This window comes from Ciceribacter ferrooxidans, from assembly GCF_004137355.1.
Classification (GTDB): domain Bacteria; phylum Pseudomonadota; class Alphaproteobacteria; order Rhizobiales; family Rhizobiaceae; genus Allorhizobium; species Allorhizobium ferrooxidans.
In genome coordinates this window covers 1-26,239 of the sequence record NZ_SDVB01000042.1, presented here as the reverse complement: position 1 = coordinate 26,239, position 26,239 = coordinate 1, and the positions used below count along the sequence as shown (strand labels likewise).

Annotated in this window: 27 protein-coding genes and 1 pseudogene; 15 read left to right on the top strand and 13 right to left on the bottom strand. The window is 65.1% G+C overall.

The window, feature by feature from the left end; all coding sequences use genetic code 11:
- The first annotated feature begins 9 nt into the window (after positions 1 to 9).
- Positions 10 to 1,590 (top strand): FGGY-family carbohydrate kinase, encoded by a 1,581-nt coding sequence (locus tag EUU22_RS00905; protein WP_129330242.1) that lies wholly within the window; start codon positions 10 to 12, stop codon positions 1,588 to 1,590.
- Between the two features lie 34 nt (positions 1,591 to 1,624).
- On the opposite strand, the gene EUU22_RS00900 is transcribed toward EUU22_RS00905, so the two are convergent.
- Positions 1,625 to 1,816 (bottom strand): hypothetical protein, encoded by a 192-nt coding sequence (locus EUU22_RS00900; protein WP_129330241.1) that lies wholly within the window; start codon positions 1,814 to 1,816, stop codon positions 1,625 to 1,627.
- A gap of 220 nt (positions 1,817 to 2,036) precedes the next feature.
- Here EUU22_RS00900 and EUU22_RS00895 point away from each other — a divergent pair, with 220 nt between their 5' ends.
- Complete coding sequence (locus EUU22_RS00895) at positions 2,037 to 2,819, top strand: SDR family oxidoreductase (RefSeq protein WP_129330240.1); 783 nt, start codon at positions 2,037 to 2,039, stop codon at positions 2,817 to 2,819.
- A gap of 10 nt (positions 2,820 to 2,829) precedes the next feature.
- Here the strand turns inward: EUU22_RS00895 and EUU22_RS00890 are convergent, their stop codons facing one another.
- Together EUU22_RS00890 and EUU22_RS00885 are read right to left on the bottom strand one after the other, a co-directional pair.
- Complete coding sequence (locus EUU22_RS00890) at positions 2,830 to 4,167, bottom strand: ATP-binding protein (protein WP_129330239.1); 1,338 nt, start codon at positions 4,165 to 4,167, stop codon at positions 2,830 to 2,832.
- Positions 4,164 to 4,823 (bottom strand): response regulator transcription factor, encoded by a 660-nt coding sequence (locus EUU22_RS00885; RefSeq protein ID WP_129330294.1) that lies wholly within the window; start codon positions 4,821 to 4,823, stop codon positions 4,164 to 4,166. Before EUU22_RS00885 ends, EUU22_RS00890 begins: the two co-directional genes overlap by 4 nt.
- Before the next feature lie 151 nt (positions 4,824 to 4,974).
- On the opposite strand from EUU22_RS00885, the gene EUU22_RS00880 reads away from it, so the two are divergent.
- The 4 genes from EUU22_RS00880 (at position 4,975) to EUU22_RS00865 (ending at position 9,196) form a co-directional block, all read left to right on the top strand.
- A complete protein-coding gene (locus EUU22_RS00880; protein ID WP_129330238.1) occupies positions 4,975 to 5,415 on the top strand; it encodes a PepSY domain-containing protein in 441 nt (146 codons plus the stop codon).
- A gap of 125 nt (positions 5,416 to 5,540) precedes the next feature.
- The gene (locus EUU22_RS00875) at positions 5,541 to 6,011 is read left to right on the top strand and encodes a DUF2271 domain-containing protein (protein WP_112690159.1); all 471 of its coding nucleotides are present in this window, start codon (positions 5,541 to 5,543) and stop codon (positions 6,009 to 6,011) included.
- A gap of 19 nt (positions 6,012 to 6,030) precedes the next feature.
- Positions 6,031 to 8,247: a PepSY domain-containing protein gene (locus EUU22_RS00870; RefSeq protein WP_129330237.1), complete on the top strand. Its 2,217-nt coding sequence runs from the start codon at positions 6,031 to 6,033 to the stop codon at positions 8,245 to 8,247.
- Positions 8,228 to 9,196 carry an FAD:protein FMN transferase gene (locus EUU22_RS00865; RefSeq protein WP_129330236.1) on the top strand — a complete coding sequence of 323 codons (969 nt, stop codon included), beginning with the start codon at positions 8,228 to 8,230 and terminating at the stop codon, positions 9,194 to 9,196. The genes EUU22_RS00870 and EUU22_RS00865 overlap by 20 nt, the downstream gene beginning before the upstream one ends.
- Before the next feature lie 19 nt (positions 9,197 to 9,215).
- On the opposite strand, the gene EUU22_RS00860 is transcribed toward EUU22_RS00865, so the two are convergent.
- Entirely contained in the window at positions 9,216 to 9,683 is a 468-nt protein-coding gene (locus EUU22_RS00860) for a YbhB/YbcL family Raf kinase inhibitor-like protein (protein WP_129330235.1), read from the bottom strand.
- Positions 9,684 to 9,812: 129 nt separating this feature from the next.
- A complete protein-coding gene (locus tag EUU22_RS00855) occupies positions 9,813 to 10,097 on the bottom strand; it encodes a hypothetical protein (RefSeq protein ID WP_129330234.1) in 285 nt (94 codons plus the stop codon).
- Between the two features lie 50 nt (positions 10,098 to 10,147).
- Here EUU22_RS00855 and EUU22_RS25765 point away from each other — a divergent pair.
- Positions 10,148 to 10,765, top strand: a pseudogene (locus tag EUU22_RS25765) (DUF4142 domain-containing protein).
- Between the two features lie 174 nt (positions 10,766 to 10,939).
- Here the strand turns inward: EUU22_RS25765 and EUU22_RS00840 are convergent.
- From EUU22_RS00840 to EUU22_RS00820, 5 genes are read right to left on the bottom strand one after another with little or no spacing between them, the layout of a single operon-like run.
- On the bottom strand, positions 10,940 to 11,899 hold the full coding sequence (locus EUU22_RS00840; RefSeq protein ID WP_129330231.1) for a glycoside hydrolase family 26 protein: 960 nt from the start codon (positions 11,897 to 11,899) through the stop codon (positions 10,940 to 10,942).
- A gap of 18 nt (positions 11,900 to 11,917) precedes the next feature.
- The gene (locus EUU22_RS00835; RefSeq protein ID WP_129330230.1) at positions 11,918 to 12,424 is read right to left on the bottom strand and encodes a DUF995 domain-containing protein; all 507 of its coding nucleotides are present in this window, start codon (positions 12,422 to 12,424) and stop codon (positions 11,918 to 11,920) included.
- 46 nt (positions 12,425 to 12,470) lie between these two features.
- The gene (locus tag EUU22_RS00830) at positions 12,471 to 14,336 is read right to left on the bottom strand and encodes a glycosyltransferase family 2 protein (RefSeq protein WP_129330229.1); all 1,866 of its coding nucleotides are present in this window, start codon (positions 14,334 to 14,336) and stop codon (positions 12,471 to 12,473) included.
- On the bottom strand, positions 14,333 to 15,316 hold the full coding sequence (gene galE / locus EUU22_RS00825; RefSeq protein WP_129330228.1) for a UDP-glucose 4-epimerase GalE: 984 nt from the start codon (positions 15,314 to 15,316) through the stop codon (positions 14,333 to 14,335). Before galE ends, EUU22_RS00830 begins: the two co-directional genes overlap by 4 nt.
- A gap of 1 nt (position 15,317) precedes the next feature.
- On the bottom strand, positions 15,318 to 16,310 hold the full coding sequence (locus tag EUU22_RS00820; protein WP_245484872.1) for a UDP-glucuronic acid decarboxylase family protein: 993 nt from the start codon (positions 16,308 to 16,310) through the stop codon (positions 15,318 to 15,320).
- Between the two features lie 408 nt (positions 16,311 to 16,718).
- On the opposite strand from EUU22_RS00820, the gene EUU22_RS00815 reads away from it, so the two are divergent.
- The gene (locus EUU22_RS00815; RefSeq protein WP_129330226.1) at positions 16,719 to 17,057 is read left to right on the top strand and encodes a hypothetical protein; all 339 of its coding nucleotides are present in this window, start codon (positions 16,719 to 16,721) and stop codon (positions 17,055 to 17,057) included.
- A 16-nt stretch (positions 17,058 to 17,073) separates the two neighbouring features.
- Here the strand turns inward: EUU22_RS00815 and EUU22_RS00810 are convergent, their stop codons facing one another.
- Positions 17,074 to 17,844, bottom strand: a complete 771-nt coding sequence (locus EUU22_RS00810; RefSeq protein ID WP_439329106.1) for a helix-turn-helix transcriptional regulator — start codon at positions 17,842 to 17,844, stop codon at positions 17,074 to 17,076.
- Positions 17,845 to 18,666: 822 nt separating this feature from the next.
- Between EUU22_RS00810 and EUU22_RS25095 the strand changes: the two genes are divergently transcribed.
- From EUU22_RS25095 to EUU22_RS00795, 4 genes are all read left to right on the top strand, one after another.
- On the top strand, positions 18,667 to 18,819 hold the full coding sequence (locus EUU22_RS25095) for a hypothetical protein (RefSeq protein WP_165351022.1): 153 nt from the start codon (positions 18,667 to 18,669) through the stop codon (positions 18,817 to 18,819).
- Between the two features lie 378 nt (positions 18,820 to 19,197).
- Positions 19,198 to 20,706, top strand: a complete 1,509-nt coding sequence (glgA, locus tag EUU22_RS00805; protein ID WP_129330224.1) for a glycogen synthase GlgA — start codon at positions 19,198 to 19,200, stop codon at positions 20,704 to 20,706.
- A 60-nt stretch (positions 20,707 to 20,766) separates the two neighbouring features.
- Complete coding sequence (gene treZ / locus EUU22_RS00800; protein WP_129330223.1) at positions 20,767 to 22,641, top strand: malto-oligosyltrehalose trehalohydrolase; 1,875 nt, start codon at positions 20,767 to 20,769, stop codon at positions 22,639 to 22,641.
- A gap of 30 nt (positions 22,642 to 22,671) precedes the next feature.
- Positions 22,672 to 22,905 (top strand): hypothetical protein, encoded by a 234-nt coding sequence (locus tag EUU22_RS00795; RefSeq protein WP_129330222.1) that lies wholly within the window; start codon positions 22,672 to 22,674, stop codon positions 22,903 to 22,905.
- Between the two features lie 9 nt (positions 22,906 to 22,914).
- Here EUU22_RS00795 and EUU22_RS25090 read toward each other — a convergent pair whose 3' ends face one another.
- Complete coding sequence (locus EUU22_RS25090) at positions 22,915 to 23,082, bottom strand: hypothetical protein (protein ID WP_165351021.1); 168 nt, start codon at positions 23,080 to 23,082, stop codon at positions 22,915 to 22,917.
- Between the two features lie 233 nt (positions 23,083 to 23,315).
- Between EUU22_RS25090 and EUU22_RS00790 the strand changes: the two genes are divergently transcribed.
- Positions 23,316 to 23,837, top strand: coding sequence for a sigma-70 family RNA polymerase sigma factor (locus EUU22_RS00790; RefSeq protein ID WP_129330221.1), 522 nt, complete (start codon positions 23,316 to 23,318; stop codon positions 23,835 to 23,837).
- 148 nt (positions 23,838 to 23,985) lie between these two features.
- Here the strand turns inward: EUU22_RS00790 and EUU22_RS00785 are convergent, their stop codons facing one another.
- Positions 23,986 to 24,411: a CBS domain-containing protein gene (locus EUU22_RS00785; protein ID WP_129330220.1), complete on the bottom strand. Its 426-nt coding sequence runs from the start codon at positions 24,409 to 24,411 to the stop codon at positions 23,986 to 23,988.
- 324 nt (positions 24,412 to 24,735) lie between these two features.
- Between EUU22_RS00785 and EUU22_RS00780 the strand changes: the two genes are divergently transcribed.
- Both EUU22_RS00780 and EUU22_RS00775 read left to right on the top strand, forming a co-directional pair.
- Entirely contained in the window at positions 24,736 to 25,242 is a 507-nt protein-coding gene (locus EUU22_RS00780; protein WP_129330219.1) for a ferritin-like domain-containing protein, read from the top strand.
- Positions 25,243 to 25,271: 29 nt separating this feature from the next.
- Positions 25,272 to 25,628 carry a hypothetical protein gene (locus EUU22_RS00775; RefSeq protein WP_129330218.1) on the top strand — a complete coding sequence of 119 codons (357 nt, stop codon included), beginning with the start codon at positions 25,272 to 25,274 and terminating at the stop codon, positions 25,626 to 25,628.
- Positions 25,629 to 26,239 lie beyond the last annotated feature (611 nt).

Sequence of the window (26,239 nt, the reverse complement as noted above, 5' to 3'; positions counted from 1 at the left end):
CGGGCCAGAATGCGCGATCACGTGATTGCGGTCGACGTGGGGACCGCCAGCGCGCGGGCCGGTGTCTTCGACGCGGCGGGAAATCTTCTGGCGCGGCGCGAGTACCCGATCCTACTCCGCCGGCCGGGTGCCGAGCGCGGCGAACACGATTCCGAAGACATCTGGCAGGTGAGCTGCAAGGCCGTGCGCGAGGCACTCGCCGCCTCCGGCATAGCGGCCGAACAAGTTGCAGCGGTCGGCTTCGACGCGACCTGCTCGCTGGTGCTGCGCGCGGAAAACGGTTCGAAAATCGCGCTGGCCGAGGAAGGTGGCGTCACCTTCGACACCATGTCCTGGCTCGATCACCGGGCCTCGGCCGAGGCGGAGGAATGTACCCGCACCGGCCATCCGGCGCTCGCCCATTGCGGCGAGGTCATGTCGCCGGAGATGCAGCTACCCAAGCTGATGTGGCTGAAACGGCAGAAGCCGGATCTCTGGGCGAGCGCCGGGCTCTTCTTCGACCTCGCGGACTTCCTCACCTGGCGGGCGACCGGCTCCCCTGCCCGTTCGCTCTGTACGTTGACGGCAAAATGGAACTATCTCGCCCATGAGGGCAAGGGCTGGCAGCCGGACTTCCTCTCGGCGATCGGCCTCGACGATCTCGTCGCCCGCGGCGGACTGTCGGAAGAAGGCGTTCCCGTCGGCCGTCCAGTCGGCACACTCTCGCCCTGGGCCGCCGCGGAGCTGGGCCTCGATCCCGGCATCGCTGTCGCCGCCGGCATGGTGGACGCCTATGCCGGCGCCCTCGGCGTCCTCGGCCCGGTGGCGGCGGAGCCCGGAGAACTGTCGCGGCAGGCCGCGCTGATCGCCGGCACGTCGAGCTGTCTCGTCGGCTTCGCGCCGTCCCCGCTCTTCGGGCGCAGCATATGGGGCCCCTATTTCGAGGCGATCTTTCCGGGCCAGTGGCTGATCGAGGCGGGGCAGTCGGCGACCGGCGGATTGCTCGGCCATCTATTGCTTGCACATGCCGAGGGCGGCGGCGCAACGGCGGCCGCCCACCAACGGGTGATCGGGAGGATCATCGAGCTGCGGGCGACGGAAGGCCCGGCCTTCGGCGAGCGGATCAACATTCTCCCCGATTTTCACGGCAACCGATCACCCTTCGCAGACGACCGGCTGACAGGCACGATCGCCGGGCTGACCCTCGATGCCTCCTTCGACGGCCTATGCCGGATCTACTGGCGCGCTTGCGTGGCGATCGCGCTCGGCCTACGCCAGATCCTGGAGACGCTTCAGGCGAGTGGCTTCCGGCCGGAACGGCTGCACCTGACGGGCGGGCATGTGAAGAACCCGCTTCTCGTCGAACTCTATGCCGACGTCACCCGGCTCGAGATCGCGGTGACGCAAAGCGAGGACGCCGTCCTTCTCGGTACGGCGATGAATGCGGCAGCGGCCGGAGGTCTGTTCACGACATTGGCGGAGGCGGGCACTGCGATGGGCCGCCCCTTCACGGTGCTGCGTCCCAACACTGCAACCCGCTCGCTCTACGAACGGGACTTCGCCCGGTTCCGTGCGATGCAGCGGCACCGCGCCGAACTCGACGCACTCTGACACACGCCTTCCACGAATGTGATGCTCCCGGCGTTCACCGGTATTTCGGCGGGCGGGCTACGGCGTTCATCGTCAACTCGTGGTGGGTGGCGAATTGTCCGAGTGCCTTCATCAACTTGCGGGCTTCGGACTTGTCGATGCCGTTGCGCCGGCAGTATTCGGAAACGTCATAGACTGGCTTCTTGCCGGGTACGTGTACCTGGCGATTGTCAACGTGATGGGTCATCTGCTCCTCCCGTCTATGAAGGTTAAACGACACTGGCTCACGAAAGGTCCGAGCTATTTTAGCGTAGCCTGAAATTGCAGAGAGGACAATCGCGGAAAGACGCCCCTGGCCGACCAATCGCGAGGAACCTTCCGACGGCGATCCGGGTTCAACCCTCGCCGCGCCGGCGCCGCCAGTTGGCGGCACGGCGTGGGATGGCGGAATCGGCAGGAGCACGATGATGGATTTTCAGGGAAAGACCGTTCTGGTGACGGGAGCCGGCTCGGGCATCGGCAGGGCGACCGCCCTGCAATTCGCCGGACTCGGGGCATCCGTCGGGCTCCTCGGCAGGACCAGGGACGAGCTCGAGGACGTCGAGGAGGAGATCGAACGGCGTGGCGGGCGTGCCGTGGCGCTCGTCGCCGACGTTTCGGACGAGGACCAGATGCGCGCAGCCGTGGTGGATCTCGTTGACCGCCTCGGCCCTCCGCATGTGGTCGTCGCCAATGCCGGCATCAACGGCGTCTGGGCGCCGATCGACGAACTCCAGCCGCCGGAATTCGACCGCACGATCGCCGTGAACCTCCGCGGCACCTATCTGACCCTGCATTTCTGCGTGCCGCACATGAAGGCGAACGGCGGCGGCGCGATCGTCGTGGTCTCCTCGATCAACGGCACGCGCACCTTCAGCTCGCCGGGCGCCTCGGCCTATACCGCCACCAAGGCGGCCCAGGTCGCCATCGTCCAGCAGACGGCGCTCGAGCTGGCACGCCACCACATCCGGGTGAACGTCGTCTGCCCCGGCGCCATTGCGACCAGCATCGAGGAGAACACCTCGATACGCCATCCGGAAGAGACCGCATTTCCCGTCGAATATCCCGAGGGCAAGGTGCCGCTGAGCGAGGGCCGACCGGGCACCAGCGGGGATGTCGCTGACGCGATCGTCTTCCTGTCGTCGGACAGGGCGCGCCACATCACCGGTACGCCGCTCTGGATCGACGGGGCGCAGGGCCTTTTGCTGTGAGGTTCGGAGCCTACGCCTGGCCCTGGTCCAGATAGACCCTCGCCTCGAAGCCGTCCTTCCGGCCGCTTGCCGGCGACAGCAGTTCGAGCCGCGCGCCAGCGCCGGCGGCGATGGATTCCGCGATCGCCAGCCCGAGCCCCGTTCCGTCGGCCGAGGTTTCGCCACGCGCGAAGCGCCGCGTCAGCGTCTTCAGCACCTCCGGGGCGACCGGCGGCCCGGCATTGCTGACGGAAAACACCCGTTCCGACGTCAGCGACACCGCGACGCGGGTTCCGGCGGGGGCGTGCTTCATGCCGTTTTCGATGAGATTGCGGGCGAGGATCGCGAAGACATCCGCATCCATCCGCGACATCACCGGCTCCTTCGGCAGCCGGAGATCGAGCCGGTCGGCCGTCGCCGCCGCACGGGTGAAGTCGTTGGCGACGAGCGAGAGGATGGGCACCAGGTTGTGGGGTTTCGCGGCGATAAGCCCGCCGCCCTCCGCCTTGGCGAGCTGCATCAGCTTTTCCCCGAGACGCGCGAGTGAATGCAACGCACCCTCGATGTCCCTCGCGCGGTCCTGCAACGGACCGCGCGGCGCCTCGGCGACCAGCCGCTGGGTCTGCGCAAGGGCGGCGGCGATCGGCGTGCGCAGCTCGTGTGCGCTGTTCGCGGTGAAGATCCGCTCCGCCTCGAGCGCTCGCCGCAGCCGTTCCATCAGCCGGTTGACGCCGTCCGCGATCGGGGTGATCTCGCGCGGCAGCGACGCCGTGTCGACGGGGGTCAGATCGCCGCTGCCGCGCCGTTCGATCTGGTCGCCGAAGACATGGACGGGGCGCATGCTGCGCCTGACCAGCCACCATACGCCGACGAAACTTGCCGGGATCAGGACGCCGAGCGGCAGTGCGAGCGCCATCGCCGCATCGAGCGTCGCCTTGCGACGGTCGTCGAGAGGTTCGGCGATGGTGATGGTGACGGTGCCGCGTACGGCTGCCTCCGAATAGAGCCGGTGCGTCTCCGTGGTCGTGAAGCCGGTCTTCTCGAAGGGCGGGAAGATGTTGAGCTCCGCGTCATGGGAGCGCATCAGGACGTTGCCCTTTTCGTCGCGCACGACGTAGTTCAGGTGCTCGTCATGCTTGCGGATCGAGAGAATCCGTTGCGTCGGACGTTCCTCGCCCTGGCTGATGATGTCGATCACGGCGAGCGGCAGGATGCGCTGGGCGGTTTCCTGCATCGCGCTGTCGAAGACCTCGTCGAGCTCCGCACGCACGATGAGCGCCGCGGCGGCCGTCGCGGCAATCCACATGACACTCACGCCGATCGCCAGCCCGATCGCCAGATGTCGTTGAAGGCTCGCCCTCTTCCTCATGACTGGCGCAACCGGTAGCCCATGCCGCGCACGGTCTCGACCACGTCATGCCCGAGCTTGCGGCGAAGCCGGCTCACATAGACTTCGATGGCATTGCTTTCGATCTCGTCGTCGAAGGAATAGAGACGCTCCTCGAGTTGCGGCTTGGACAGCAGCATGCCCGGATGCTGGAGAAAGGCCTCGAAAAGCACCCATTCGCGGGCCGTCAGCGGCACGGGCTTGCCCTGGCGGGTCACGCTGCGGGCAGCGAGATCCACCTGGAGTTCACCGACCGCGACGAGCGGATTGGGGTTTCCGGTATAGCGGCGTGCCACCGCCTTCACGCGAGCCGAGAGTTCGCTGAGGTCGAAGGGTTTCACCAGATAGTCGTCGGCGCCGGCGTCGAGCCCTTCGATGCGGTCGGAGATCTGGTCGAGCGCGGTCAGGATGATGACCGGCGTCGCGTCACCGCCGCCCCGCCGTGCCCGCAGGAAGGGAATGCCCCGTCCGTCCGGCAGCATCAGGTCGAGGAGGATCAGGTCGTAACCGGTCGTGCGCAGGTAGTCCTCCGCAAGATCGAGTCGCCGCGCCCAGTCGACGACATGTCCGTCGGCGGCGATCTGGTCGCGCACCGCGGCACCCAGCCCACCGTCATCCTCCACCAGCAGCACGCGCACGATTCCCGGCCCTTTTCCCATCGTGATATTTACATGAACGCGCTATCAGCCAAAGCTGACAACAAGCTGAAAGAAAATCTTTCCGCCTTTCAGGTCGCTGTCAGGATGACCATGCATGGTCCGGCCAGACAATAGTCAGAGGACACCGAGAATGAAATATCACGCCCTTGCAGCCGCCCTGCTCTATGCCGGTCTCGGCGGCATCGCGCTTGCGGACGACGACTGCGATGTGCCCATGGCCGACTGGCAGCCGCGGAACGTCATCCAGAAGATGGCGGAAGAGCGCGGCTGGACCGTCCGCAAGATCCGCACGGACGACGGATGCTACCAGATCTTCGCGACCGACGCCTCCGGCCGGCAGATCGAGGTGAAGGTCAATCCCTCGACGCTCGACATCGTGGAAATGGAGGAGGAGAGCTTCCACGACCACAAGCGCGAGCGCCATGACGGCGATCGCGAAGAGGAGGACGACGATCACGACGCACGGCGCAGAACGACCGACGGCGAGATCACTCCGACGCCGATCAAGGCGAGCCCCCCGGCGAACGGCCTCTTCAAGAACGGCGCAAGGCCGAAGGTCATCATCCAGTAACGAGCCGCTCCCCTTTTCTATCTCTTCGGCCGGCGGACCACCTCGGTGGTTCGCGGAACGGGCATCCCCTGCCCGCGGCCGGCACATGCCATCACCCCTTCACGATCCATCACTGGAGACAAGACATGAACAAGATTGCATCCGCGCTTGCCCTCGCCGCCGTCGTCGCGGCCCCCGCCGTGGCGGAGGCCCGCCAGGTTACCTTCAAGACGCAGCTCAAGAGCTACGGCGGCGACGGCGCCTATGTCGTCATCTACGTAACCGACGCCTCCGGCCAATACGCCGGCACGCTGTGGATGGCCGGCGGCAAGTCCAAGTACTACCGCCACCTGACCGACTGGCGCCGGCTGAGCGGCGGCAACCGCTCCGAGATCGACGGCATCACCGGCGCAAGCGTCGGCAGCGGCCAGACGCTCGGGATCACGCTCGACCTCGCCGACACGCTGATCGACGCCGGCTACGAGATCCACATCGATACCGCCGTCGAGGACATGCGCGAGAACCCCTCCGACGTGACCGTGCCGCTGACCTCTGCCGGGGCCGGCAAGCCCGTCAAGGGCCGCGGCTACGTGAAAGCCTTCACCTACGACATGTAACGGACCGGAAAGTCTCGCAATGCTCCGCCACCTCCATTCCATCCCCGGCCTGATCGTCGCCCTCGTCGTTACCGTCATCGCCGCGACGGGCGCGATGCTGGCCATCCTTCCCGCATGGGAGCAAGCCCAGTCGACCGGCTCCCCGGCCGGGGTCAGCGTCGCGACCCTGGCCGAGGCGGTGGCGGAGAAATATCCGGGCGTCGAGCGCATCGAGCGCAAGCCCTCCGGCGCCCTCGTCGTCTACTATTTCGAGGGCGACGCTCCGGGTGCCGATGTCGTCGACCCGACGACGGGTGACAAGATCGAGCCCTATGCACCCTCGGATTTCGCCCGGACCGTGACCCAGCTGCACCGCAGCTTCTTCGCCGGCAATACCGGCCGTGTGATCGCCGGCGTCGGTGCGGCGGCGATGCTGCTGCTGAGCCTCACCGGCATCATGCTCCTTGCGAACCGTCTCGGCGGTTGGCGCAAGCTCTTCTCGCCGATCCGCGGCGACGGCATCAGGCGCTGGCACGCCGAACTCGGCCGCCTCGCCCTCCCCGGCCTCACCGTTTCTGCCCTGACCGGTCTCTACATGTCGCTCGCGACCTTCGGCATGATCTCCGACGGCTCGGACGCGGAACCGGATTTCCCGGACGCCGTGGCCGGCACGGAAGCCATGGCGATCGGCGACATCGCCCCGTTCAAGGCGACGAGCCTCGACAATCTCCGGGAGCTGCGCTTTCCCTATCAGGGTGACCTGAACGATGCCTTCACCCTGACGACGGCCGACGGCATGGGCTATGTCGACCAGGCGACGGGCGAACTCATGAACTACATGCCGAACGGCATGGTGAAGTCGGTCTACGAGACAGTCTTCATGCTGCACACCGGCCAGGGCCTCTGGTGGTTCGCCCTGCTCCTCGGCCCCTCGGCGCTCGCAGTTCCCTTCTTTGCCGCAACCGGCGTGCTGATCTGGTGGCGGCGGCGTGCCGCGACCCCGAGGATCGCCGATAATCACGGCGCCCAGTCGGCCGACACGGTGATCCTGGTCGGCAGCGAGGGCAACACGACCTGGGGTTTCGCCAAGACCCTGCACGAGGCGCTCACTGCCGCCGGTCACAAGGTCCATACCGGCGCCATGAACGACCTCGCCAAGTCCTACAAGCACGCCGAACGCATGTTCGTTCTGGCCGCCACCTATGGCGACGGCGCCGCCCCCGCCTCGGCCCGCCAGTTCCTCGACAAGCTCTCGACAATCCCGACGGCGCCGCAGTTTCCCGTCGCCGTTCTCGGCTTCGGCGACCGCCAGTTTCCGCGCTTCTGCGGCTTCGGCCGCGAGGTCGAGGAAGCAATCGTCGCCAGGGGCTGGCATCAGTTCGCCCCGTTCGCGACGATCGATCGCCAGTCGGTGCAGGAATTCGCCCGCTGGGGCGAAGAGATCGGCCAGCGCATCGGCACGCCGCTTTCGCTCGTCCACGTCGCCGCCCGCCCGAAGACGGCGCGCATGGTCCTCGTCGAGCGCGTCGACTACGGCACCGAAGTGCAGGCCCCGACCTCGGTGCTGCGCTTCGCTGCAGCCGAAGGCGAGAGAAATGGGCTGGTCGCCCGCCTTTTCCGCCCGTCCCTGCCGCGTTTTCATGCCGGTGATCTGGTCGGCATCCTGCCGCCCGGAAGCGACCTTCCGCGCTTCTATTCGCTCGCGAGTTCGGCGCGGGACGGCGTGCTGGAGATCTGCGTGCGCAAGCAGCCCGGCGGTCTCTGCTCCGGCTACCTTCATGGCCTGACGCCCGGCGATGCCATCGAAGCCTTCGTCAAGCCGAACCCTGCCTTCCGACCGCGCCGCGGCAAGCAGCCGCTGATCCTGATCGGCGCCGGCACCGGCATCGGTCCGCTCACCGGCTTCATCCGCAACAACAGCGGTCGCCGTCCGATCCACCTCTACTTCGGCGGACGCAGCCCGAATTCCGACTTCCTCTACCGCGAGGACCTGCGGACCTGGCTCACCGACCGCCGTCTCTCCGGCGTGCGGACCGCCTTCTCCCGCAGCGAAGAACGCGCCTATGTCCAGCACAAGCTGACGGCCGACGCAGACGTATTGCGCCACATGATTTCCCGCGGCGCGCAGGTCATGGTCTGCGGCGGTCGCGACATGGCCCAGGGCGTCGTGGCGGCGCTCGAAAAGGTCCTCCACCCCCTCGGCCTCGACGTCGGGACCCTCAAGGAGCAAGGCCTCTATGTCGAAGACGTCTACTGACGCGATCGCAGCGGACGCCCCCCGCCGCCACGTCCTGAACGGCACGACGATGGGAACGCGCTATTCGGCGATTTTCTACGGCCCGGACCGCGTCGATCCCGCCCTGCCCGCGGCCCTGTTTGCGGCCGTCGACGCCGTCGACCGGCAGATGTCGAACTGGAAGTCCCAGTCCGACCTCTCCCGCCTCAACCACGTGCCGGTCGGTGAATGGGTCGAGGTCCCGCCGGAGATGTTCGAGGTCCTGAAGACGGCGCTCCACATCGGCAAGCTCTCCGGCGGTGCCTTCGACATCGGCGTCGGCGATGCCGTCAGCGCCTGGGGCTTCGGGCCGGGCGGGCGGCAGGCAAACGATGCGGCCGGGTCCCCCATTTCCAACCAGCGGCCGGACACCGGCGAGATTCTGGAGCTCGATGCCGCCGCCTCGCGTGTGCGCAAGCTCGCGCCGCTCACGCTCGATCTCTGCGGTATCGCCAAGGGCTTCGGCGTCGACGAAATGGCGCGCTGCCTCGATCGCTTCGGTATCACCTCCTACCTCGTCGGCATTGATGGAGAGATGCGGGCGCGTGGAGAAAAGCCGGGGCGCGAACCCTGGTCGGTCGCCGTCGAACGGCCCGACCGGCAGAACCGCGACATCCTCGGCGTGATGACGCTCGAAGACGGCGCGATCGCCACCTCCGGCGATTACCGCCACTTCGCCGAAGTGAACGGCGAGACGGTCTCGCATACCATCGATCCGTCTGAAGGCCGGCCGGTGACGAACCCCGTCGCCTCCGTCACCGTGCTCGCCCGCACCTGCATGGAAGCCGATGCGCTGGCGACCGCGCTGATGGTGCTCGGCGAGAAGAAGGGCGTCGCATTCGCCCTTTCCCGGCAGCTCGACGTGCTCTTCGTCCTGAGGAAGGACGGAAAGCTTTCGGAGATCGGTCTCGGCCGCTTCGGCGGCGCCTGAGAAGCGGAGACGGCGAGCCTCAGCCGGCGGTTTCGTAGGTGCCCATCACGCTCGCCTCGGCGAGCGCGTGCTTCTTCGCCTCCCGCCAGAGCTCGCCCGCCTTCGCCGTACCCATCGGCGACAGCGTCGGCACGTCGAGCGCGGCGAGCCGGAAGAAATAGCGGTGGACGCCGTGGCCCGCCGGGGGTTGCGGCCCGTCATAACGGGCATGGCCGAAGTCGTTGGCGACAAAGCGCGGATGCCGGCCGGGCGCGGTATCGGCGCTCTCCTGCAGGGAAAGCCAGTCGGCCGGAATGTTGAACATGCCGAGATGATGGAACGTGCCGCTCGGGGCATCGGGATCCTCGATGATCAACACGAAGCTGCGGGTTCCCTCGGGCACCCCGCTCCATTTCAGCGGCGGCATGATGTTTTCGCCGCGGCGGGCATATTTGTCGGGGATCTTCTCGCCCTCGGCAAAGGCAGGGCAGATCAGGGTGAGAGGCATACGGACACTCCTTTCCACTGGTTGCGCGGCCCGGCCGATCCGTTCCGGTCGAGGGACCGCCGGTACCCATTCGGCCGAACAACGAGTGCCAGGCCATGTTCCCGCTTTTGGAACCCGGTCCCGGGCTCCTCAGCCGCCGCGCCCGATCTCGCGGGTGAGCTCGTGAAAGCTCGGGACCTCGCCGCGTGCCGTGCACTTGCTCGCATGAAGAAGGAAATGGATCGGAAAAGCGATCGCCTTGCGGCGCGAATCCGTATCTCCGTCGACATGGCTCCCGGCGACGGCGGATCTTTCCGCCTTCTGCAAGGCGTCGTGCAATTCCTCGCGTTCGACCGCACCCTTTTCGACCAGCAGGTCGCAGAGAGCAGATAGGGCCAGGTAGAGGCCTTCGAGCTGCGGATTGGCGGTGTTCATCCTGTTTCCCCTTTCGTTCTGGCGTCGGTCGGCGGAAGGACCGGCCGATCATGGAAAGCAAGCGACAAATGTGGCTCCGATCCCTCCGGTTCCCCCACGCATTGCGCCGCCACAGTCGGCGGAACAATGACCGGATCGTCTGGTTCGGTCCGCGGAAGGAGAACTATATCATGAAAACACCGACAATGATCCTCGCGCTGCTTCTATGCGGCAGCGCGGCGCTGGCCCAGGACGATCCTGCCCGCCAGACGGCGGAGGGCTTCGTGACCAAGGCCGCGACCGCCAACCTCTTCGAGGTCGAGGCCGGCAAGCTGGTGCTTCAACGCGGAAAGGATCCGGAGGCGCAGGAATTCGCACAGCAGATGGTCACCGATCATCAGGCGGCGGGATCGAAGATGCGAGAGGTCGCAATGGCCGACGGCATATCCCTTCCGCAGGGTCTCGACGACGAGCACAAGTAGAAGCTCGATGCGCTGAAGGCGGCCTCCGACGCGGACTTCGATCAGGCGTATCTCTCGACGCAACTGACCGGCCACCAGCAGACGGTGGCGCTCTTCGACGACTATGCGAAACACGGTCCGGAGGGCGAGGTCCGCGACACCGCGAAGGCGCTGCTGCCGACCCTGCGGATGCACCTGGCCCACATCGAGGAGCTGACGGACAAGTAACGGCGAGCGACCGGCAGCGACCGGAGGTCGGCCTGCGTTCGGGAGACGGGGCGTTCACCCGAGACGTGAGACCGCCTCCGGTCGCCGGAAGAAAGCCGGCGTCGAAGGTGGGAAGAGCCGCCGGCTTCCGCTGGCCCCGGATGCTTGGCGAGCCGAGGCCAGTTCGTTCGACGCCTAGTTGACGGTCGGCTCGCGCACGACGCGCCAGTTCGGACGTCCGAGGTCATACGGCCAGGGATGGACTTCCTTGTCGTTGAAGTAGACGACAGCCTCGAGCCTCGGGTATTCCGCACGCTTGACCGTCGCGTCCTGCATCCATGATTGCAGATAGCTGTCCCCGCCCTCGTAGCCGAACTCGGCGATCCATACCGGTTTGCCGTAGCCCTGGACCAGGTCGTAGCCCTGCTTCACGCTTTCCGGAACCGTGCGTGGACCTCCGTAGGCACGCTCGTCGTACCCCTCCAGCCCGAAGACCGACAGCCCGATGTAGTCGGCGTAGTCGTCACCGGGATAGTAGTTCTTGAGATTGGGCAGGCCCTTCGGCGACCACATGAGCTTCGCCTGCGGCGCCTCCTTCCGGACGATGTCCATCATCCGGTGATAGGCGGTGAGATAGGACTGCGGGTCCCATCCGGCCCAGGAGAAGCGACCGGAGGTGTCCTCCATCTCCTGTCCCCAGCGGACGATCACCGGGCTCTTCATCTGACCGATGATCGCGGCGATGGTGCGCATGTTGACGTCGTAGTCGCCGTTCAGCACCTTCATCCGCAGCTGATTTGAGGTGAGCCGCCAGTCGACGTCCCACGACCACGGTTCGATGGTGATCAGCAGCGTGCGGCCTCTCGCCAGCGCATAGCCGTCGGCCGCCTTCAGCGATTCGAGATCGACGTCTTCCCAGGGCAGGAAGAGACCCTCTATGCCGAGGTCCTTCTGTTCGGAAAAGTCGCCGTGGGGATCATAGGCACCGAAGGTCAGTCCGCCGGGATGAACGACCGGCCGCTTGTCCATGATGGACTGTACGGCGTTACCCGCCATCCCGCCGGCATTCTGCGCCTGGCTCATCGGAACGGATGCGCCGACCAGCAGCAGCACCATGGCGGTTGCTGCAAGTGCTTTCTGTTTCAGCGTTTTCATCGTGTTGTCCTTTCTCGTTCATTTCGTCGCGACGAGAGTCTTCTTCAGCCGGGCGGCCCTCGGACCGACCGTGTCTGCATCGACGAGCTTGCGGAACTCGTCGCTCGCGCGCGGCTTGGCATGGCGGAAGACGTACCAGTGGCCGAACGGGTGACGTCGTTGGTAGACGGTGTCGCCGACCTTGGCATGGCCGAAGCAGGTGGCGGCGCGTCCTGCACCATCGGCGGCGGTCCACTTGGCGAAGATGCAGAGCTTGCCGTTGTTGTCGACGGCCCAGCGGCCCTCGCCGAAAGACGGCTTGTTCTTCTCGTTCGTCCAGGCGACGAAACCGTTTTGCCTGCCGTTGAAGCGGCCACCGCCGGTGTTCCAGATCCAGGTCTTGTCGCCATAGATCTGCGTGAGCTCGCGCGCGGTCACCGGCTCGACCTTCATCTTCGATGCACGCTCGCCCGCCGATACGGCGGAAGGCGAGACGAGGCCGAGCAACAGGCACGTGACCGTTGCGGTTTTGATGAGTCCTTTCATTTGCACCCTCCTTTGAACACGACACACGGAGCGGCATTGCCCGGTGCTACACATCGGATTTCTCGACGCCGGCAGCGCGCACGGGCTCGAAGCCGTGCCAGCGGATGCGCAGGCGCGTTACGGTTGTCTTGCCGCCGAAGCCGGCCCCGGCGACGGTGAAACGGGTTTCCGTGAAGCTGACGACGTCCTGTCCGGCGGCAAGCGCCTCGATCGAGCCGACGCCGTGCCGGCCGAGTTCCGCACCGCCGACGAAGACGGCGAACACGGTGCTGGCGAGTGTCACGGCGAGCCCGCGGGAAACGGGGATGGCTTCAAGCCCGTTCTCGATTGCATGGCGCACCACGACCGTCAGCCCGAGCAGCGCGTAGAGCGCGACGTTGATCCCGACGAAGACATAGAAGCCCGCGGCCGAATTCTCCTGCGGCGCGAGTGCGATCGCCGCCGCCGAGACCACCGCCAGCAAGGCGTAAGGCGCAAGCACCCGCACCGGCAGCTGGGCGCGCTCCTGCTTTCCCTTCGGTGTGATGCGGAAATCGACGAAGCTCCTGGCAATCGCGTCGCGGACGGCGGCGATCACGCCCGCGAGCGACCACGGCCAGCGCAGGAGGATGAAGGCGATCCCCTCCCAGCCGAACAGTTTTGCGTCGTGCGGACGGTAGGTCTCGGTCCGTCTCCAGAAGAAGGCGAGCACGATCAGCACCAGTGACAGCGGCGCGAAATGCAGGAGGAAGTCCGGATAGGTGACGTTGACAAAGACGCGGCCGTCGACGAGAGCGGCGAGTGGAAGCAGGAACATCAGCGCCATCATGCCGGAAAAGAGCGGATACCAGAGCTGCGAGAACAAGAACTGGAACTTGAGCCGCAACGGCAGGCGCCGGACGAGCGGACGGGAATATTGCAGCAGGATGGTGACGAGGCTCCGCGACCACTGGAATTCCTGGACGGCGAGGTCCGCGAAGGTCGCCGGCCCGTCGCCGTGGGCGATCGCGTCAAGCGCATGCACGCCGCGCCAGCCGGCGGCATTCATCATCAGGGTGGTCGAATGGTCTTCGGCGAGTTCCGGGCCGAGGCCGCCGATCTCCTTCAGCGCCGCCGTGCGCACGGCATAGTGCGAGCCTATGCAGAGCGGCGCCCAGCCGTTGTTGTAACCGGCCTGCAGCGAGCCGTGCAGGCTCGCCTCGGCATAGAGGCGTCCGCGCGCCGCCCAGCTTTGCGCGGCATTGGCATCGCAGATGCTGGGAGCCGAGACATAGCCAACCCTCGGATCGGCGAAGGGGCGGATCACCTCCCGCAGGTAGGTGGGGTCGGGCACGTGATCGGCGTCGAACTGGGCGACGAAATCGTAGGCGTCATAGCCGTACTGATCGTAGAAATAGGCGAGGTTTCCCTCCTTGCAGCGCGTGCGACGCGGCCATTCGCTGCGGTGATAGGCCTCGACGCCCTTGCGGGTCGAGATGCGGATGCCGTGCTCGATGCACCAGCGTCGGGTCTCGTCGTCGGGATCCTCGTCGGCGAGCCATACGTCGAAGGAGAGGCCCTCCTGCGCCAGCATGGCAAGCAAGGTCTTCTGGACGACATCGAAGGGTTCCGAGGGAGCCTTGGTGGCGACCATCGCCACCCGCCCCTGCGGCAAAGGTGCCGTCCGGCTCACCCGTCGGGCGCCGAGAAAGATGAAGATGAAATAGGCCGGCAACAGCGTCACCCAGGCGACGACCAGCGTGAGGATGAGCCAGGAACCGATACCGATCACATGGGCGGGATCGAGCCACCACTCCCAGAAATATCCGAGCGCGGTAAGCCAGGCGAGAATGCCCAGCCAGTAGCCGAACCGGCGCCGGCCGGTGAAGATCGGCTCCAGCGTCGCTGGCCCGGTCAGCACCTCTGTCTTGGCTCTCGTCAGGCTCCCGTTCATATCCGTGCCTCCAGGCCGAAGGTCGGACAGGCGGTCCGTATGATTGTGTCGATGTCGGAAAGTTGCGGCCGGAAGCCCAGGCGTTCGCTCGCCCGGCCGGTTCCGGCAAAGAGGATCGGCGGGTCGCCGGGGCGGCGCGGTCCATATTCGACGGGCACGTTGCGGCCGGTGATGCGGCCGATCGCCTCGATGATCTCGCCGACGGAAGTGCCGCGGCCGGAGCCGAGGTTGAGACGCAGCGTCTCACCGCCGAAGAGAAGATGGTCCACCGCCGCGACATGGGCCTCGGCGAGGTCGCTCACATGGATGAAGTCGCGCACGCAGGTGCCGTCCGCGGTCGGGTAATCGCGCCCGAAGACCTCGAAATGCGGGAGACGCCCGACCGCCGCAAGCAGCGCCCGCGGGATGATGTGGGTTTCCGGCTCGTGACGCTCGCAGAGCTCGCCGTCCGGATCGGCGCCGGCGGCATTGAAGTAGCGCAGCGCGACGAAGCGGAGGCCGTGCGCGGCGGCGAAATCCTCAAGCATCATTTCGAAGATGAGCTTGGTGCGGCCGTAGGGATTGATCGGCACCTGCGGGCTTTCCTCGTCGATCGGCAGGCGCTCGGGCACGCCATAGGTCGCGCAGCTGCTCGAAAAGACGATATTGGTCAGTCCCATGTCGAGGGCGGTCTCCAGCAGGGTGAGACCGCCTCCGACATTGTTGGCGTAGTATTTGCGCGGGTTCTCGACGGACTCGCCGACATAGGCGTTGGCGGCGCAATGGACGATGCAGGCCGGCGCGAATTCCTCGATCGCCCGGCGGAGCGTTCTGGCGTCGGCGACGTCGCCGAGCACCAGAGGGCCCCACCGGACCGCATCGGCATGGCCGGTGGAGAGGTTGTCATAGACCACGGGCTGGTAGGCGGCCCGGAAGAGCGCCTTGCTGATGTGGCTGCCGATGAAGCCGGCACCGCCGGTGACGAGAACATTCCGCGACATGTCAGACGGTCTCCATCTTTCTCCGAGCATCCGCTTCGCTGCGCGAGAGCAGCGCGTCGAAATAGCGGATGGTCTTGGCAAGCCCGGCCGTCAGAGGCACGCGCGGGGCCCAGCCGAGTTCCTCCGCCGCGCGGCTGATGTCGGGGCGGCGCTGTTTGGGATCGTCGACGACGGCCGGCAGGTGCACGATCCGCGACCGCGACCCGGTGAGTTCACGCACCAGTTCGGCCAGGTGGATGACCGGGATCTCCGCGGGATTGCCGAGGTTGATCGGGCCGGTTGTGTGGCCGTCGGCGCGGGCAAACCGCATGAAGGCTTCGACGAGATCGTCGACATAGCAGAGCGAACGCGTCTGCTGTCCGTCGCCGTAGACGGTCATGTCCTTGTTCTGCAGTGCCTGGACGATGAAGTTCGAGACCACCCGACCGTCGTCGAGGCGCATGCGCGGGCCATAGGTGTTGAAGATGCGGCCGACGCGGATATCGACGCCGTATTTGCGATGGTAGTCGAAGAACAGTGTCTCGGCGCAGCGCTTGCCCTCGTCATAGCAGCCGCGCGGGCCGATCGGGTTGACGTTGCCGAGATAGCTCTCCCGTTGCGGATGCTGGAGCGGATCGCCATAGACCTCGGAGGTCGACGACTGCACGACGGTCGCGCCGGTGCGGCGTGCGAGATCAAGGGCGTTGACCGCGCCGATCACGCTGGTGAGCAGCGTCCCGACGGGATCGCGCTGGTAGTCCGGCGGGGAAGCAGGCGAGGCGAAATTGAAGATCAGCGAGACCTCGAAATCATAAGGATTGCGCACGTCCTGCTCGACGACACGGAAGCGGCTGTCACCCGTCAGGTGCGCGACATTCTCGCGGCGTCCGGTCAGGAAATTGTCGGCACAGATCACGGTGTCGCCGGCGGCGAGCAACCTTTCGCAGAGGTGGGAGCCCAGAAAGCCGGCCCCACCGTTGACCAGGACGACGCGCGGAACGGCTCTAGAGGCCATATCGAGCGACGGGGAAATACTCGGAAACAACTTGCGCATTGCACACACTCCCTCCGTCTGCGCTCTCGATAAGAGCGCAGCGCCAAAACAACATTTTGGAAAAGAAAGGGATATGGGGGAATTTCGCGAGATGAGCCCCTATTTGCTCACACAAAATTCTTTTCCCCACCTCTCGTTTCATAACAATTACGCACTGGTTTTAATAGATCGTCAATCTTTTTTAAGCATAAAGTACGAATTGATTACGAGTATTACTTAAGGGCTATGCCTATTCACTAATCCTTTTAATCCCCGCACCCCCGGCAACGCGGGGGGTTATCCACAGCACTCCCTAATGTAGCCATATTTGGTAACTTTTGGATGGGATGATTAGTTCGAAAGGGACATCATCAGCGTCGGAGGAATGAGGTGACGACGAATTTTTGGACCAACCTGAAGCGCCACGGTCGCTCCACAGGGCTCATCGCCACGGTACTCGCAAGCGTGACTTTGCCGACGTCCTGCGCCTTCGTGGCGGATGACGACGCCCCGCGCGCGCCCCTGGCACAGCGCGGGGTAACCCCCGGCGTAACCCCGGTGGCAAAGGCAAGCTACGGCTATAGTGAAACCGTTCCCCTGGGGCGGACGGCCGAAGCACCGAGAAAGCCTGCTCCGGCGAAAGTCCGCATGACGAGCTATCTCGGCTCCGCTCCCTATATTTGTTCGGCGAGCGGTTTCGGACAGAAGTCTCGTTGCTTTACGCGATAGGAAACTGATTTTCCGACTAGTTCTGTCGTGCTGTGGCCGCGGAACGGCCGGTACCGAAGAAATGGGATGCTGCCTCGGTGCGGTTCCGGACCTTCATCTTCTTGTAGATGTTCCGGATATGGACCTTCACCGTGTTCTCTGACAGGCCGAGACGGTCTGCGATGATCTTGTTCTGCCTGCCATCGCAGATAAGATCGAGGATCTGCACCTCGCGGGTGGTCAGGGCAGAGGTATCGCCTGTCGCGGTCGCCCCCTGGGCCGGCCGGGCGGTGGCGACGAGCGGGCCGTCGAGCGCGGCATCGGCCGGAGACGGGGGTTCGCTGCTCAGCAGATGCAGCAGCGCCGAGGGAAAATGCTCTCCTCCCTTCACCAGCAGCTCGACAGCCGCGACGAACACGTCCAGGCGCAGATTGGCAGGAAGAACCCCCGCAATCTCGCGGGACTCCGCAAGTGTCGCAAGCTGGCATTCGAGTTTGCTGATCGATTCCACCACGATCCCGACGGACGTATCGGAATTCTTGATCTTCAGCCGCTGCAAGACTGCCGTTATGTCTTCGAAGGGAAGACGATAGAGAAGGACGAGCGTCGCACAGCTCTCGACATCCTTCGTGACCGCCTCGTCGCGCTCATGAATAACCACGTCATAGGTCGGAAACTTCTTCGAAAGAACTTCGGCCAGACATTCGGACAGAAGGTCTTTCTTGGCGATCATGAGTATCGTTTGTGGACGAAGCTCACCCTTTGGGATATGCGCGGAATGCGCCGCTCTTGTCTCCATCATCTGCATGGTCTGCTCCCTTTTTACACAGCTACTCGGTACTCTGAGGCCGTTGGGCGCGCAGGCAGCCCCCTCAGCCCTCTTATATTAGCAACAGACAATAATATGAATTGTCCGTAAAGAAAACGACTATATTGGGTTATATATTCGATGGAGCTAACCCTCATGGGTGAGCCGAATACTGCATCTGGAGCACCGACCGATTTCAACGGATACAGCATATTCCCAAAAACCCCCAAATGAGCGGGGGCGACTTATACCTCTTTCGGCGAAAAGTGGCCCGGAATAACCTAAAAAGGGCTATTTTCCGCTTGGCGGCGCGAAAGCAGAATGGCGACGCCTCGCCGGGTTCGCTCAGTAATGTTCCCTGAATTTTTAGGGGAATATGGATCAGGAGGGCAGCCACGGGAACGTTGCCGTTGGTTTCCGGTGCGCCGGAAGCGAAGAATTTACTGCCTCACATCGGGACAAAAACGTGAAAAGGCGGGGCTCTGTGTTTCGATTGGCCTACAGCCGGCCGCCGAAAAGCAAAATATTACCGGATATACTTGGATGTAACGTTCGCCGATCTATCCCTTCCATGCATCCTCCACAACGCCTCCAGCGTCACCGGCAACGCGGAGCCACACGCCGAGCGTCCCTCGGGCACCGCCGCAGGCCGCCGGATCGCCGGCCCCGGACTCGCAACCTCCCGCAAATCCCGGCCGGCAAACGGCATCGGTCACGATCACATCCGCGTGAAGGAACAAGCCCTCGCCGGAATGGTTAGAGGCCCGCCGGGTCCGCGGCGTCTGCGGAGCCGTCATTGAGGCGACAGCGCAGGAAACGGAGATGACATCAGGAACCAAACGCACGCGCACGGTCGTCGGCCTTCTCGTCGCCGCCCTCGCGATCCTGCTTCTGGCCTGGCTCTTCCTCGGCGAGGAAGGCAACACGACCAGGACGGATCAGGGCAATTATCCTCCGCACGCCGTTGAGCAGTAGGACCGTTCCGAGGCACGCCGCACCCACGCACAGACACGTTGCGCGCCGATCCGAGCGAAAAAGTTTCGGATATGGAGGAAACATCCGTGTGATCCCCGTGTTGTGAGACTGCCGGAGCGGATACGCAACGCTCGGCACAATCCTCCCAGGGCCCCGTCGCCACCAGGCGACGGGGCTTTGGCTTTATGGAGACAAACATTGCGGATGCGGGGCCCGGCGCTGGAACTTTTGTCACACGCCCACATTATTCCAGCCATCAGGGGCACGAAATTCATTCTCCCGGCGGACGTCCGGGGCATCCCCAACGCACAGCATCAGGATGGTCGATAGTCATCGATCTTTGTCCGACACGAACCGGAGAAGGCACGGGAACCCGCAATGAAGGTTCTGGCAGTAACCTCGGAGTTCTTTCCCTTTGCGAAAACCGGGGGGCTCGCGGATGTGACCGGCGCGCTGCCGAAGGCGCTTTCAAATCTCGGGGTCTCCACCACCACGCTCCTTCCCGGCTACGGCACAGTGCTGGAGCGGCTCGCAGGCGTGCTGGTCCCGATCGCCGAGATGAACCTTCTCAGCGAACCAGTGACGCTGAAGAAGGCGAGGACCGGCGCCGGCGAGATCATCGTCCTCGATGCGCCTTCCCTGTTCCACCGCGCCGGCGGCCCCTACAGCGACGAAAACGGACAGGACTTCGGCGACAACTGGAAGCGGTTCGCGGTGCTGTCGCTCGCGGGTGCGGAAATCGCCCGCGGCGCACTGCCCGGCTGGAAGCCGGACGTCGTCCATGTCCACGACTGGCAGGCAGCGCTGACCCCCGTCTACATGCGGCAGCGCGATTGCGGCATCCCGACAGTGCTGACCGTCCACAACCTCGCATTCCAGGGGCAGTTCGACGCGAGCCTCCTGCCCTTTCTCGATCTGCCGGCTTCCCACTACCGCACCGAGGTCATGGAGTATTACGGTGGCATCAGCTACCTGAAGGGCGGCCTCCTCCACGCCGATGCGATCACCACCGTCAGCCCGACCTATGCCCGCGAAATCCTGACCCCGCGCTTCGGCATGGGCATGGACGGCGTCCTGCGCACCCGCCGTGACGATCTCGTCGGCATCGTCAACGGCGTCGACGAGGAGGTGTGGGACCCGACGACCGATCCCCACCTTCCCTACAACTACGGAGCAACCAATCCGCGGCAGAAGGAGAAGAACAAGAAGATCCTGCTGCAGCGCCTCGGGCTCGACACCGATCCCGGCCCCTTGTTCGGTGTCGTGAGCCGCCTCACATGGCAGAAGGGCATGGACCTGCTCGCCGCGGCGGTACACGACTTCCTTTCGAAAGGAGGAAAGCTCGTGATCTGCGGCCGCGGCGACCGGTCGATCGAACAGCAACTGGAGTCGCTCGCGCGTGCCCATCCAGGCCGGATGTCGGTCTATATCGGGTACGAGGAGCACCTGGCACATCTCATTCACGGCAGTGCGGACGCGATTATCCAGCCGTCGCGCTTCGAGCCGTGCGGACTGACGCAGCTCTATGCGCTGCGCTACGGCTCCGTTCCGATCGTCTCCCGCACAGGCGGGCTTTCCGAAACGGTCATCGATGCCAATGTCGCGGCACTCTCGGCGCGTGTCGCAACGGGCTTCCAGTTCCATCCCGTGACCGTGGATGCGCTTCGCCACGCTCTCAATCGCGCACTCCACGCCTACAGAGACGGCAATCATTGGGCACGGCTGCGCGGTCAGGCGATGAAGGCCCGCTTTTCCTGGGACCGCAGCGCCAGGGAGTATGCGAGGCTCTACGAACGACTGACGGGAACGACCATCGAACAGGCGACGGACGTGCGAACGTCCGAGCCGGGGCCGAGCCGCCGTTCCGCCCGCCGGCTGGCACGCTGAGGTGGAACCTTTTCGTGCCATGCGCGGTTACTGGCGCACGAGGACACGAAGGGGCGAAACATGGAGGGGCGGCACCACACGTCGCGGCAGGTGAAGGCAAATGTCTTTCCTGGCGAGAGGCGCTTTTTCCGAAAGAGCTGGGGCGCGGAGATCCTCTCGCAGGGCGAGGTCTGCTTTCGCATCTGGGCGCCGGCATGTTCCCACATGCGCCTGCGGATCGAAGGGCGTGGTGACCGCGAGATGGCGCCTCACGACGGCGGCTGGTTCGAGCATGTCGCGCAGGACGTGCACCCCGGCACCCCCTATTCCTTCGTGCTGCCGGACGGAAGGGCTGTGCCGGACCCGGCGTCCAGGGCCCAGGTCTCGGGAACCGAGAGCCCGTCGCTCGTCGTCGATCCCACCGCCTATACCTGGAGGAATACCGGCTGGCGCGGCCGGCCATGGCACGAAGCGGTGTTCTATGAGCTTCACGTCGGAACGTTCACCCCCGAAGGAACCTTCCGGGCCGCTGCCGAGAGGCTGCACGAACTTGCCGAACTCGGTATCACGGCGCTCGAGCTGATGCCGGTCGCCGCCTTCCACGGCGAGCGCGGCTGGGGCTATGACGGCGTGCTGCAATACGCGCCCCACGTCGCCTATGGCAGTTCGGACGACATGAAACACTTCATCGACGCGGCCCACGGCCTCGGGATGATGGTGGTGCTCGACGTCGTCTATAATCACTTCGGCATCTATGGGAATTATCTCACGCATTACGCGCCCGACTTCTTCGATCCGGAGCGGGAGACCCCTTGGGGGCCGGCGCCCGACTTCGGCAAGCAGCCTGCCCGTGATTTCGTCGTCAAGAACGCACTCTACTGGCTCGAGGAATACTTCATCGACGGCCTGCGCCTCGACGCCGTCGACCACTTCGTCGACAAACCCGGCAGGCCGGCACTGCTGACGGAACTCGGAGCCCGTGTCGCCGCGGCATTTCCCGGCCGCCGGGTCCACCTCATCATAGAGGATGCCCGCAACGTCACCGGACCGATGGAGGTGCAGCCGGACGGGACGAGGCCCTTCGTCGCCAAGTGGAACGACGATTTCCATCACGTGGCCCACGTGATCGCGACCGGAGAGACGGCTGGCTATTATCTCGACTTTTCGGCCAATCCTTTCCGGCTCGTCCAGCGCGCTCTGGCGGAGGGCTTCGTCTATCAGGGAGAGCCACGCCCCACGCTTGACGGCAAGCCGGTCGGGGAGCCGAGCAGCCATCTGCCGCCGGGCGCCTTCGTCAACTTCCTGCAGAACCACGACCAGATCGGCAACCGCGCCTTCGGGGAGCGGCTGCGATCCCTCACCAATCCGCAGCTCGCCGACGCCCTGATGGCGGTCCTCCTGCTCTCTCCGCAGATCCCGCTCATCTTCATGGGCGAGGAATTCGCCTGCGAACGGCCCTTCGTCTTCTTCTGCGATCACCCGGAGGAGGTCCGCGAGGCCGATTACCAGGGCAGGCTCAGGGAAGCGCGCAATTTCGGCCACGACTCGCACCATTCGACCGACATCGAGGGACTGCCGGACCCGAACGACCGCAAGACGTTCGAGGCCTCGAAGCTGGACTGGGCGGCCGCGGAGACGGAGCAAGGCCGGGCCTATCGCGCTTTCGTCGGCGACCTGATCGAGGCGCGTCGGCGGTTCGTCTGGCCGCTCACCGCCGGTGCGACGGCCATGGGCGGCAGGATCGTCGAGCAGAGGGACGGCCTCATCGCCGTCGACTGGGGATTCGCGGAAGGAAAACTGGAACTGCGCGCCAACCTCACCCGTTCACTATCAGAAGTGCCGGCCGTTGAGGGACGGATCGTCCACCGCTGGCCGAAGGATGCGACGACGGCACGAACCGGCGCGCTCGAGCTTGCACCCTACGCCGTCTGCCTCGCTGCCGGCCGGCATGGGTGACGTTAGGAAAGACGAAGGGAGAAGAGGAAAATGGAACGGGAATTCTTGGACATCATACCGCATTCGAACGGCTGGTGCTTCATCGGGCGCGGCCTGCGCTCGCCGGCCTATCCGAGCTATCACCTGGCGCTCGCCGCGGCAAAGAAGCTGCGCTCGGAGCGCAAGAGCGACACGCCGCCCGTCCTTCGCAGCCTCGATCTCAAAGGCCGCCTGCTGCCGATCGACGACCGCCTGGTGTTTCCCGAACCGCGCTTCGGCGGTTGAGGGCCGGGCCTACTTCTTCTCGGCCCGCAGGTCGAGGGCCGCCTGAAGCTCTTTCGCGAGTGCCTCGATGCGCGGCGGAACGGGGCAGCTTTCGATCTCGGCCAGAAGCTGTCGCAGCTTCGCGTCGACGCCCTTGCCGGCCGTCCTGCGGCTATTTCGGTCTTCGGTTTCGCTCAAGCCTGGTCCCCGGAGATTGCCGCGCGCCGCTCGCAAGGTCGAAACGCACGATGGAACATGGCGAGGAGAATTTGCTCTCCTCGCGGGCAGAATATGCCCCGGCGCGATCCTTTTCAACGCATTCGCCGCGGACGAGCGCAGGCAACTTGACGTAGAAGTCTCGGGAACCAGGACCGGCCTGTCGCGTTGACCGGGAACACCCGCACTGCTGCCAACCAAGAGGATTACCGGTCGTGACCACGTATCCGCAAGGAACCGTTGCGCATCACGAGCTCGTCGACCTTATACCGGCCCTGCGCGCCTTCGCCAGGTCTCTCTGCCGAAAACCGGACGATGCCGACGACCTGGTGCAGGAGACGTTGATGAAGGCGCTCGCCAACCTCGACAAGTTCGAACGCGGCACCCGCCTCAAGTCCTGGCTCTTCACCATCATGCGCAATACCTTTCTCACCCGGAGGCGCACGGCCGATCGCGAGCCGGTCGGAATAGAGGACTGCGTCTCGCAGATGCCCCAGATCGCCGCCGACCAGGAAGGCACCTTGCGTCTTTCCGACGTCAAGCGCGCCCTTTCGCGCCTGCCGCAACACCATCGCGAGATCATCGTCCTGGTCGTGATGCTCGGCGAGCGCTACGAGGATGCGGCCGTCATCTGCGGTTGCGCGGTCGGAACGGTGAAAAGCCGCCTCTTCCGTGCCCGTCAGCGGCTGCAGATGGAGCTTGGAGAATCCGCCGAGCTTGCCAACTCGATGCCGTGAACTGGCGCCTCAGGCGTTGTGGTAGATGCGGTCGAGGACTTCGGCGATGCATATTCCTCCATGCGTGTTTTGCCTGCAGGCGCGAGCGCCCGACCCGGCAGCCGACGCGGAACGCGGCCCGCGCCGGCTCATGGTGCATGCATCGCTTCTAGTGCGCGTGGGCGCCGCCCGGACGAGCGACCTTGCTGAGGCCCGAACCGGCGGCCTGCGCATCTCCGAGCGCGGCATCGCCGATCGAGACGACGCCGGTCAGCCGCTTGTCACGGTTCACCACCGGCAGGCGGCGGACCTTGATCTTGCCCATGTTGCGCGTCACCTCGGCGAGATCCTCGTCCTCGAAGCAGTATTTGACGTCACGCGTCATCACCTCGCGCACCTTCGCGTCGGTGCCGAGGCCATCGGCGAGTGCACGGGTGACGAGGTCACGGTCGGTGACGGTCCCGATCAGCCGGTCATCCTCGCCGACGGGCATGAAGCCGATCTCCCGGTCGGCCATGATTTTGGCGATCTCGGCGATGCTCTGGTGCGGGCTGGCGACCTGGACGTCGCGCGACATGATGTCGGATACTTTCATGGCAATGCTCCTTTCGTGAGTGAAGACGACGCCGTCATCCGCGGGAGGCAAGGCGACTTGCGGCCGCCATGACGCTCTCTCCGACGGATACGGCGCTCATGTGCCAAACCGGGGCCAAGGCCAAATGGTTCCCTGCGCCCTCGACGGGTGGTCGCTCTCGGCGCGACCGCCGTCTGCGCGTCCGCGGCCATGCCGATGTCGCGGCGGCGCGGCGATCCTTTGTCGATGACCTGCGGCATATCGGCGAGCATGCAGGGAACCCTTGAGGCCTCCCGAGGTTCTCCCTTTCTCGACAATCGAAATAAAACACGGAGAAGAGACGCCATGAGCGAACTGCGCGACAACTATATCGGCTGGATTCGGGACGCCCACGCCATGGAGCAGCAGGCGATCACCATGCTCACCTCGCAGGCCAAGCGGCTCGACAACTATCCGGAACTGCGCACCCGCATCGAGCACCACATCGAAGAGACCCGCGGCCAGTCGCAGGCGCTCGAACGGGTTCTCGACCGTCTCGACGACGATCCGTCGATGCTGAAGGATGTCGCCGGCAAATTCACTGCCACCATGCAGGGGATGAGCGGCATCTTCGCAAGCGACGAGGTGGTGAAGGGGACCCTTGCGGGCTACACCTTCGAGCATATGGAGATCGAGAGCTATCGCGTGCTGATCGCCGCGGCCGAGGCGGTCGGCGACCTCGAGTCGAAGGCCGTGTTCGAAACCATCCTGCAGCAGGAAGAGGCGATGGCGAACTGGCTCGCCGCCAATACCGGCCGGACGGTGAAGACCTTCCTCGCCCGGGCCGAGGCCGACCTCCAGGCGAGCCACTGACCGCCGGGCCGCGAGACACGGAGGAGACGATGACCGATCCCCGACGCCGTCAGGAGGGCGACACCGCCGCCCAGGTCCGCGGTGACATCCAGCAGGGGCTGACCGGAGACAAGCGACGCGGTTTCGATCCGGCGGCAGCCCCGCTGGAGACCGATGGCGAAGCTGCCGGCACGCCCCTGACCGCCGAGGAGGCAGGTCTGGCGCGCGCCGGCGAACGGGCCGGCCGGCCCGTCGACCGGTCGGAGGATTTCGACACGGCGATGCGCGGCGACGAGGAGGCGGTGCCACGGTCGCTGCGCAACCGCCACATCGCGCTTGCCGTCCTTCTCTCCCTGGTCGCGGCCACGTTGGTGATCACCGTCGCCGGCCTCGGCCTGCTGTGGTGACGGAGCCCACCGTATGCCCACCTCCCCACCCTCCCTGCGGGCGAGGGAGCGGCCGCGGCAGTGTCGCTTGTCGCTTCTCCCCGCCTGCGGGGAGAAGGTGTCGGCAGGCGGATGAGGGCTTTTTCTCCCCCTCGGCGGGGGAGACTTCGGAGCGTTGGCCGAAGGCCGGAAATCGATCCGGTGGATCGATTTGAGCGAACGAAGGCCTGAGCGCGACGCCGCGCGAAGGCTGTGCAAGGCCCTACTTCAGCTAAGTGTTAGAAATTCCAAGTGAGGGAGTAGGTTTCACCTGTTTGACATCCCCCTCACCTGCGATTTCTGGCACTTACGCCTTCGGCCTAAGCTGCCGAAATCGCTTCCTCTCCCTCAAGGGGAGAGGAATGGCCGCAGCGCCGGCAGCAGGCCGATCTCCCCCCTTGTGGGGGAGATGTCCGGCAGGACAGAGGGGGGTGAGCGGCCCCACTGCGGGGTCTCATTGCCAAATTCCTCAACAAAATCAATCACCGATACCATTTTTCATTCACCCCCTTCCGACCTGTCGTAGAATCAACCCCGTTCCGCCATCGGATACACCGGACCATGCGAAGTCCGGCGAGGCGGGACCGGCGCCG

Coding starts and splice junctions, on each gene's coding strand:
- EUU22_RS00905 (WP_129330242.1), top strand. CDS start 10: ATGCGCGATCACGTGATTGCGGTCGACGTGGGGACCGCCAGCGCGCGG.
- EUU22_RS00900 (WP_129330241.1), bottom strand. CDS start 1,816: ATGACCCATCACGTTGACAATCGCCAGGTACACGTACCCGGCAAGAAG.
- EUU22_RS00895 (WP_129330240.1), top strand. CDS start 2,037: ATGGATTTTCAGGGAAAGACCGTTCTGGTGACGGGAGCCGGCTCGGGC.
- EUU22_RS00890 (WP_129330239.1), bottom strand. CDS start 4,167: ATGAGGAAGAGGGCGAGCCTTCAACGACATCTGGCGATCGGGCTGGCG.
- EUU22_RS00880 (WP_129330238.1), top strand. CDS start 4,975: ATGAAATATCACGCCCTTGCAGCCGCCCTGCTCTATGCCGGTCTCGGC.
- EUU22_RS00875 (WP_112690159.1), top strand. CDS start 5,541: ATGAACAAGATTGCATCCGCGCTTGCCCTCGCCGCCGTCGTCGCGGCC.
- EUU22_RS00870 (WP_129330237.1), top strand. CDS start 6,031: ATGCTCCGCCACCTCCATTCCATCCCCGGCCTGATCGTCGCCCTCGTC.
- EUU22_RS00865 (WP_129330236.1), top strand. CDS start 8,228: ATGTCGAAGACGTCTACTGACGCGATCGCAGCGGACGCCCCCCGCCGC.
- EUU22_RS00860 (WP_129330235.1), bottom strand. CDS start 9,683: ATGCCTCTCACCCTGATCTGCCCTGCCTTTGCCGAGGGCGAGAAGATC.
- EUU22_RS00855 (WP_129330234.1), bottom strand. CDS start 10,097: ATGAACACCGCCAATCCGCAGCTCGAAGGCCTCTACCTGGCCCTATCT.
- EUU22_RS00840 (WP_129330231.1), bottom strand. CDS start 11,899: ATGAAAACGCTGAAACAGAAAGCACTTGCAGCAACCGCCATGGTGCTG.
- EUU22_RS00835 (WP_129330230.1), bottom strand. CDS start 12,424: ATGAAAGGACTCATCAAAACCGCAACGGTCACGTGCCTGTTGCTCGGC.
- EUU22_RS00830 (WP_129330229.1), bottom strand. CDS start 14,336: ATGAACGGGAGCCTGACGAGAGCCAAGACAGAGGTGCTGACCGGGCCA.
- galE (WP_129330228.1), bottom strand. CDS start 15,316: ATGTCGCGGAATGTTCTCGTCACCGGCGGTGCCGGCTTCATCGGCAGC.
- EUU22_RS00820 (WP_245484872.1), bottom strand. CDS start 16,310: ATGGCCTCTAGAGCCGTTCCGCGCGTCGTCCTGGTCAACGGTGGGGCC.
- EUU22_RS00810 (WP_439329106.1), bottom strand. CDS start 17,844: ATGCAGATGATGGAGACAAGAGCGGCGCATTCCGCGCATATCCCAAAG.
- EUU22_RS25095 (WP_165351022.1), top strand. CDS start 18,667: ATGACATCAGGAACCAAACGCACGCGCACGGTCGTCGGCCTTCTCGTC.
- glgA (WP_129330224.1), top strand. CDS start 19,198: ATGAAGGTTCTGGCAGTAACCTCGGAGTTCTTTCCCTTTGCGAAAACC.
- treZ (WP_129330223.1), top strand. CDS start 20,767: ATGGAGGGGCGGCACCACACGTCGCGGCAGGTGAAGGCAAATGTCTTT.
- EUU22_RS00795 (WP_129330222.1), top strand. CDS start 22,672: ATGGAACGGGAATTCTTGGACATCATACCGCATTCGAACGGCTGGTGC.
- EUU22_RS00785 (WP_129330220.1), bottom strand. CDS start 24,411: ATGAAAGTATCCGACATCATGTCGCGCGACGTCCAGGTCGCCAGCCCG.
- EUU22_RS00780 (WP_129330219.1), top strand. CDS start 24,736: ATGAGCGAACTGCGCGACAACTATATCGGCTGGATTCGGGACGCCCAC.
- EUU22_RS00775 (WP_129330218.1), top strand. CDS start 25,272: ATGACCGATCCCCGACGCCGTCAGGAGGGCGACACCGCCGCCCAGGTC.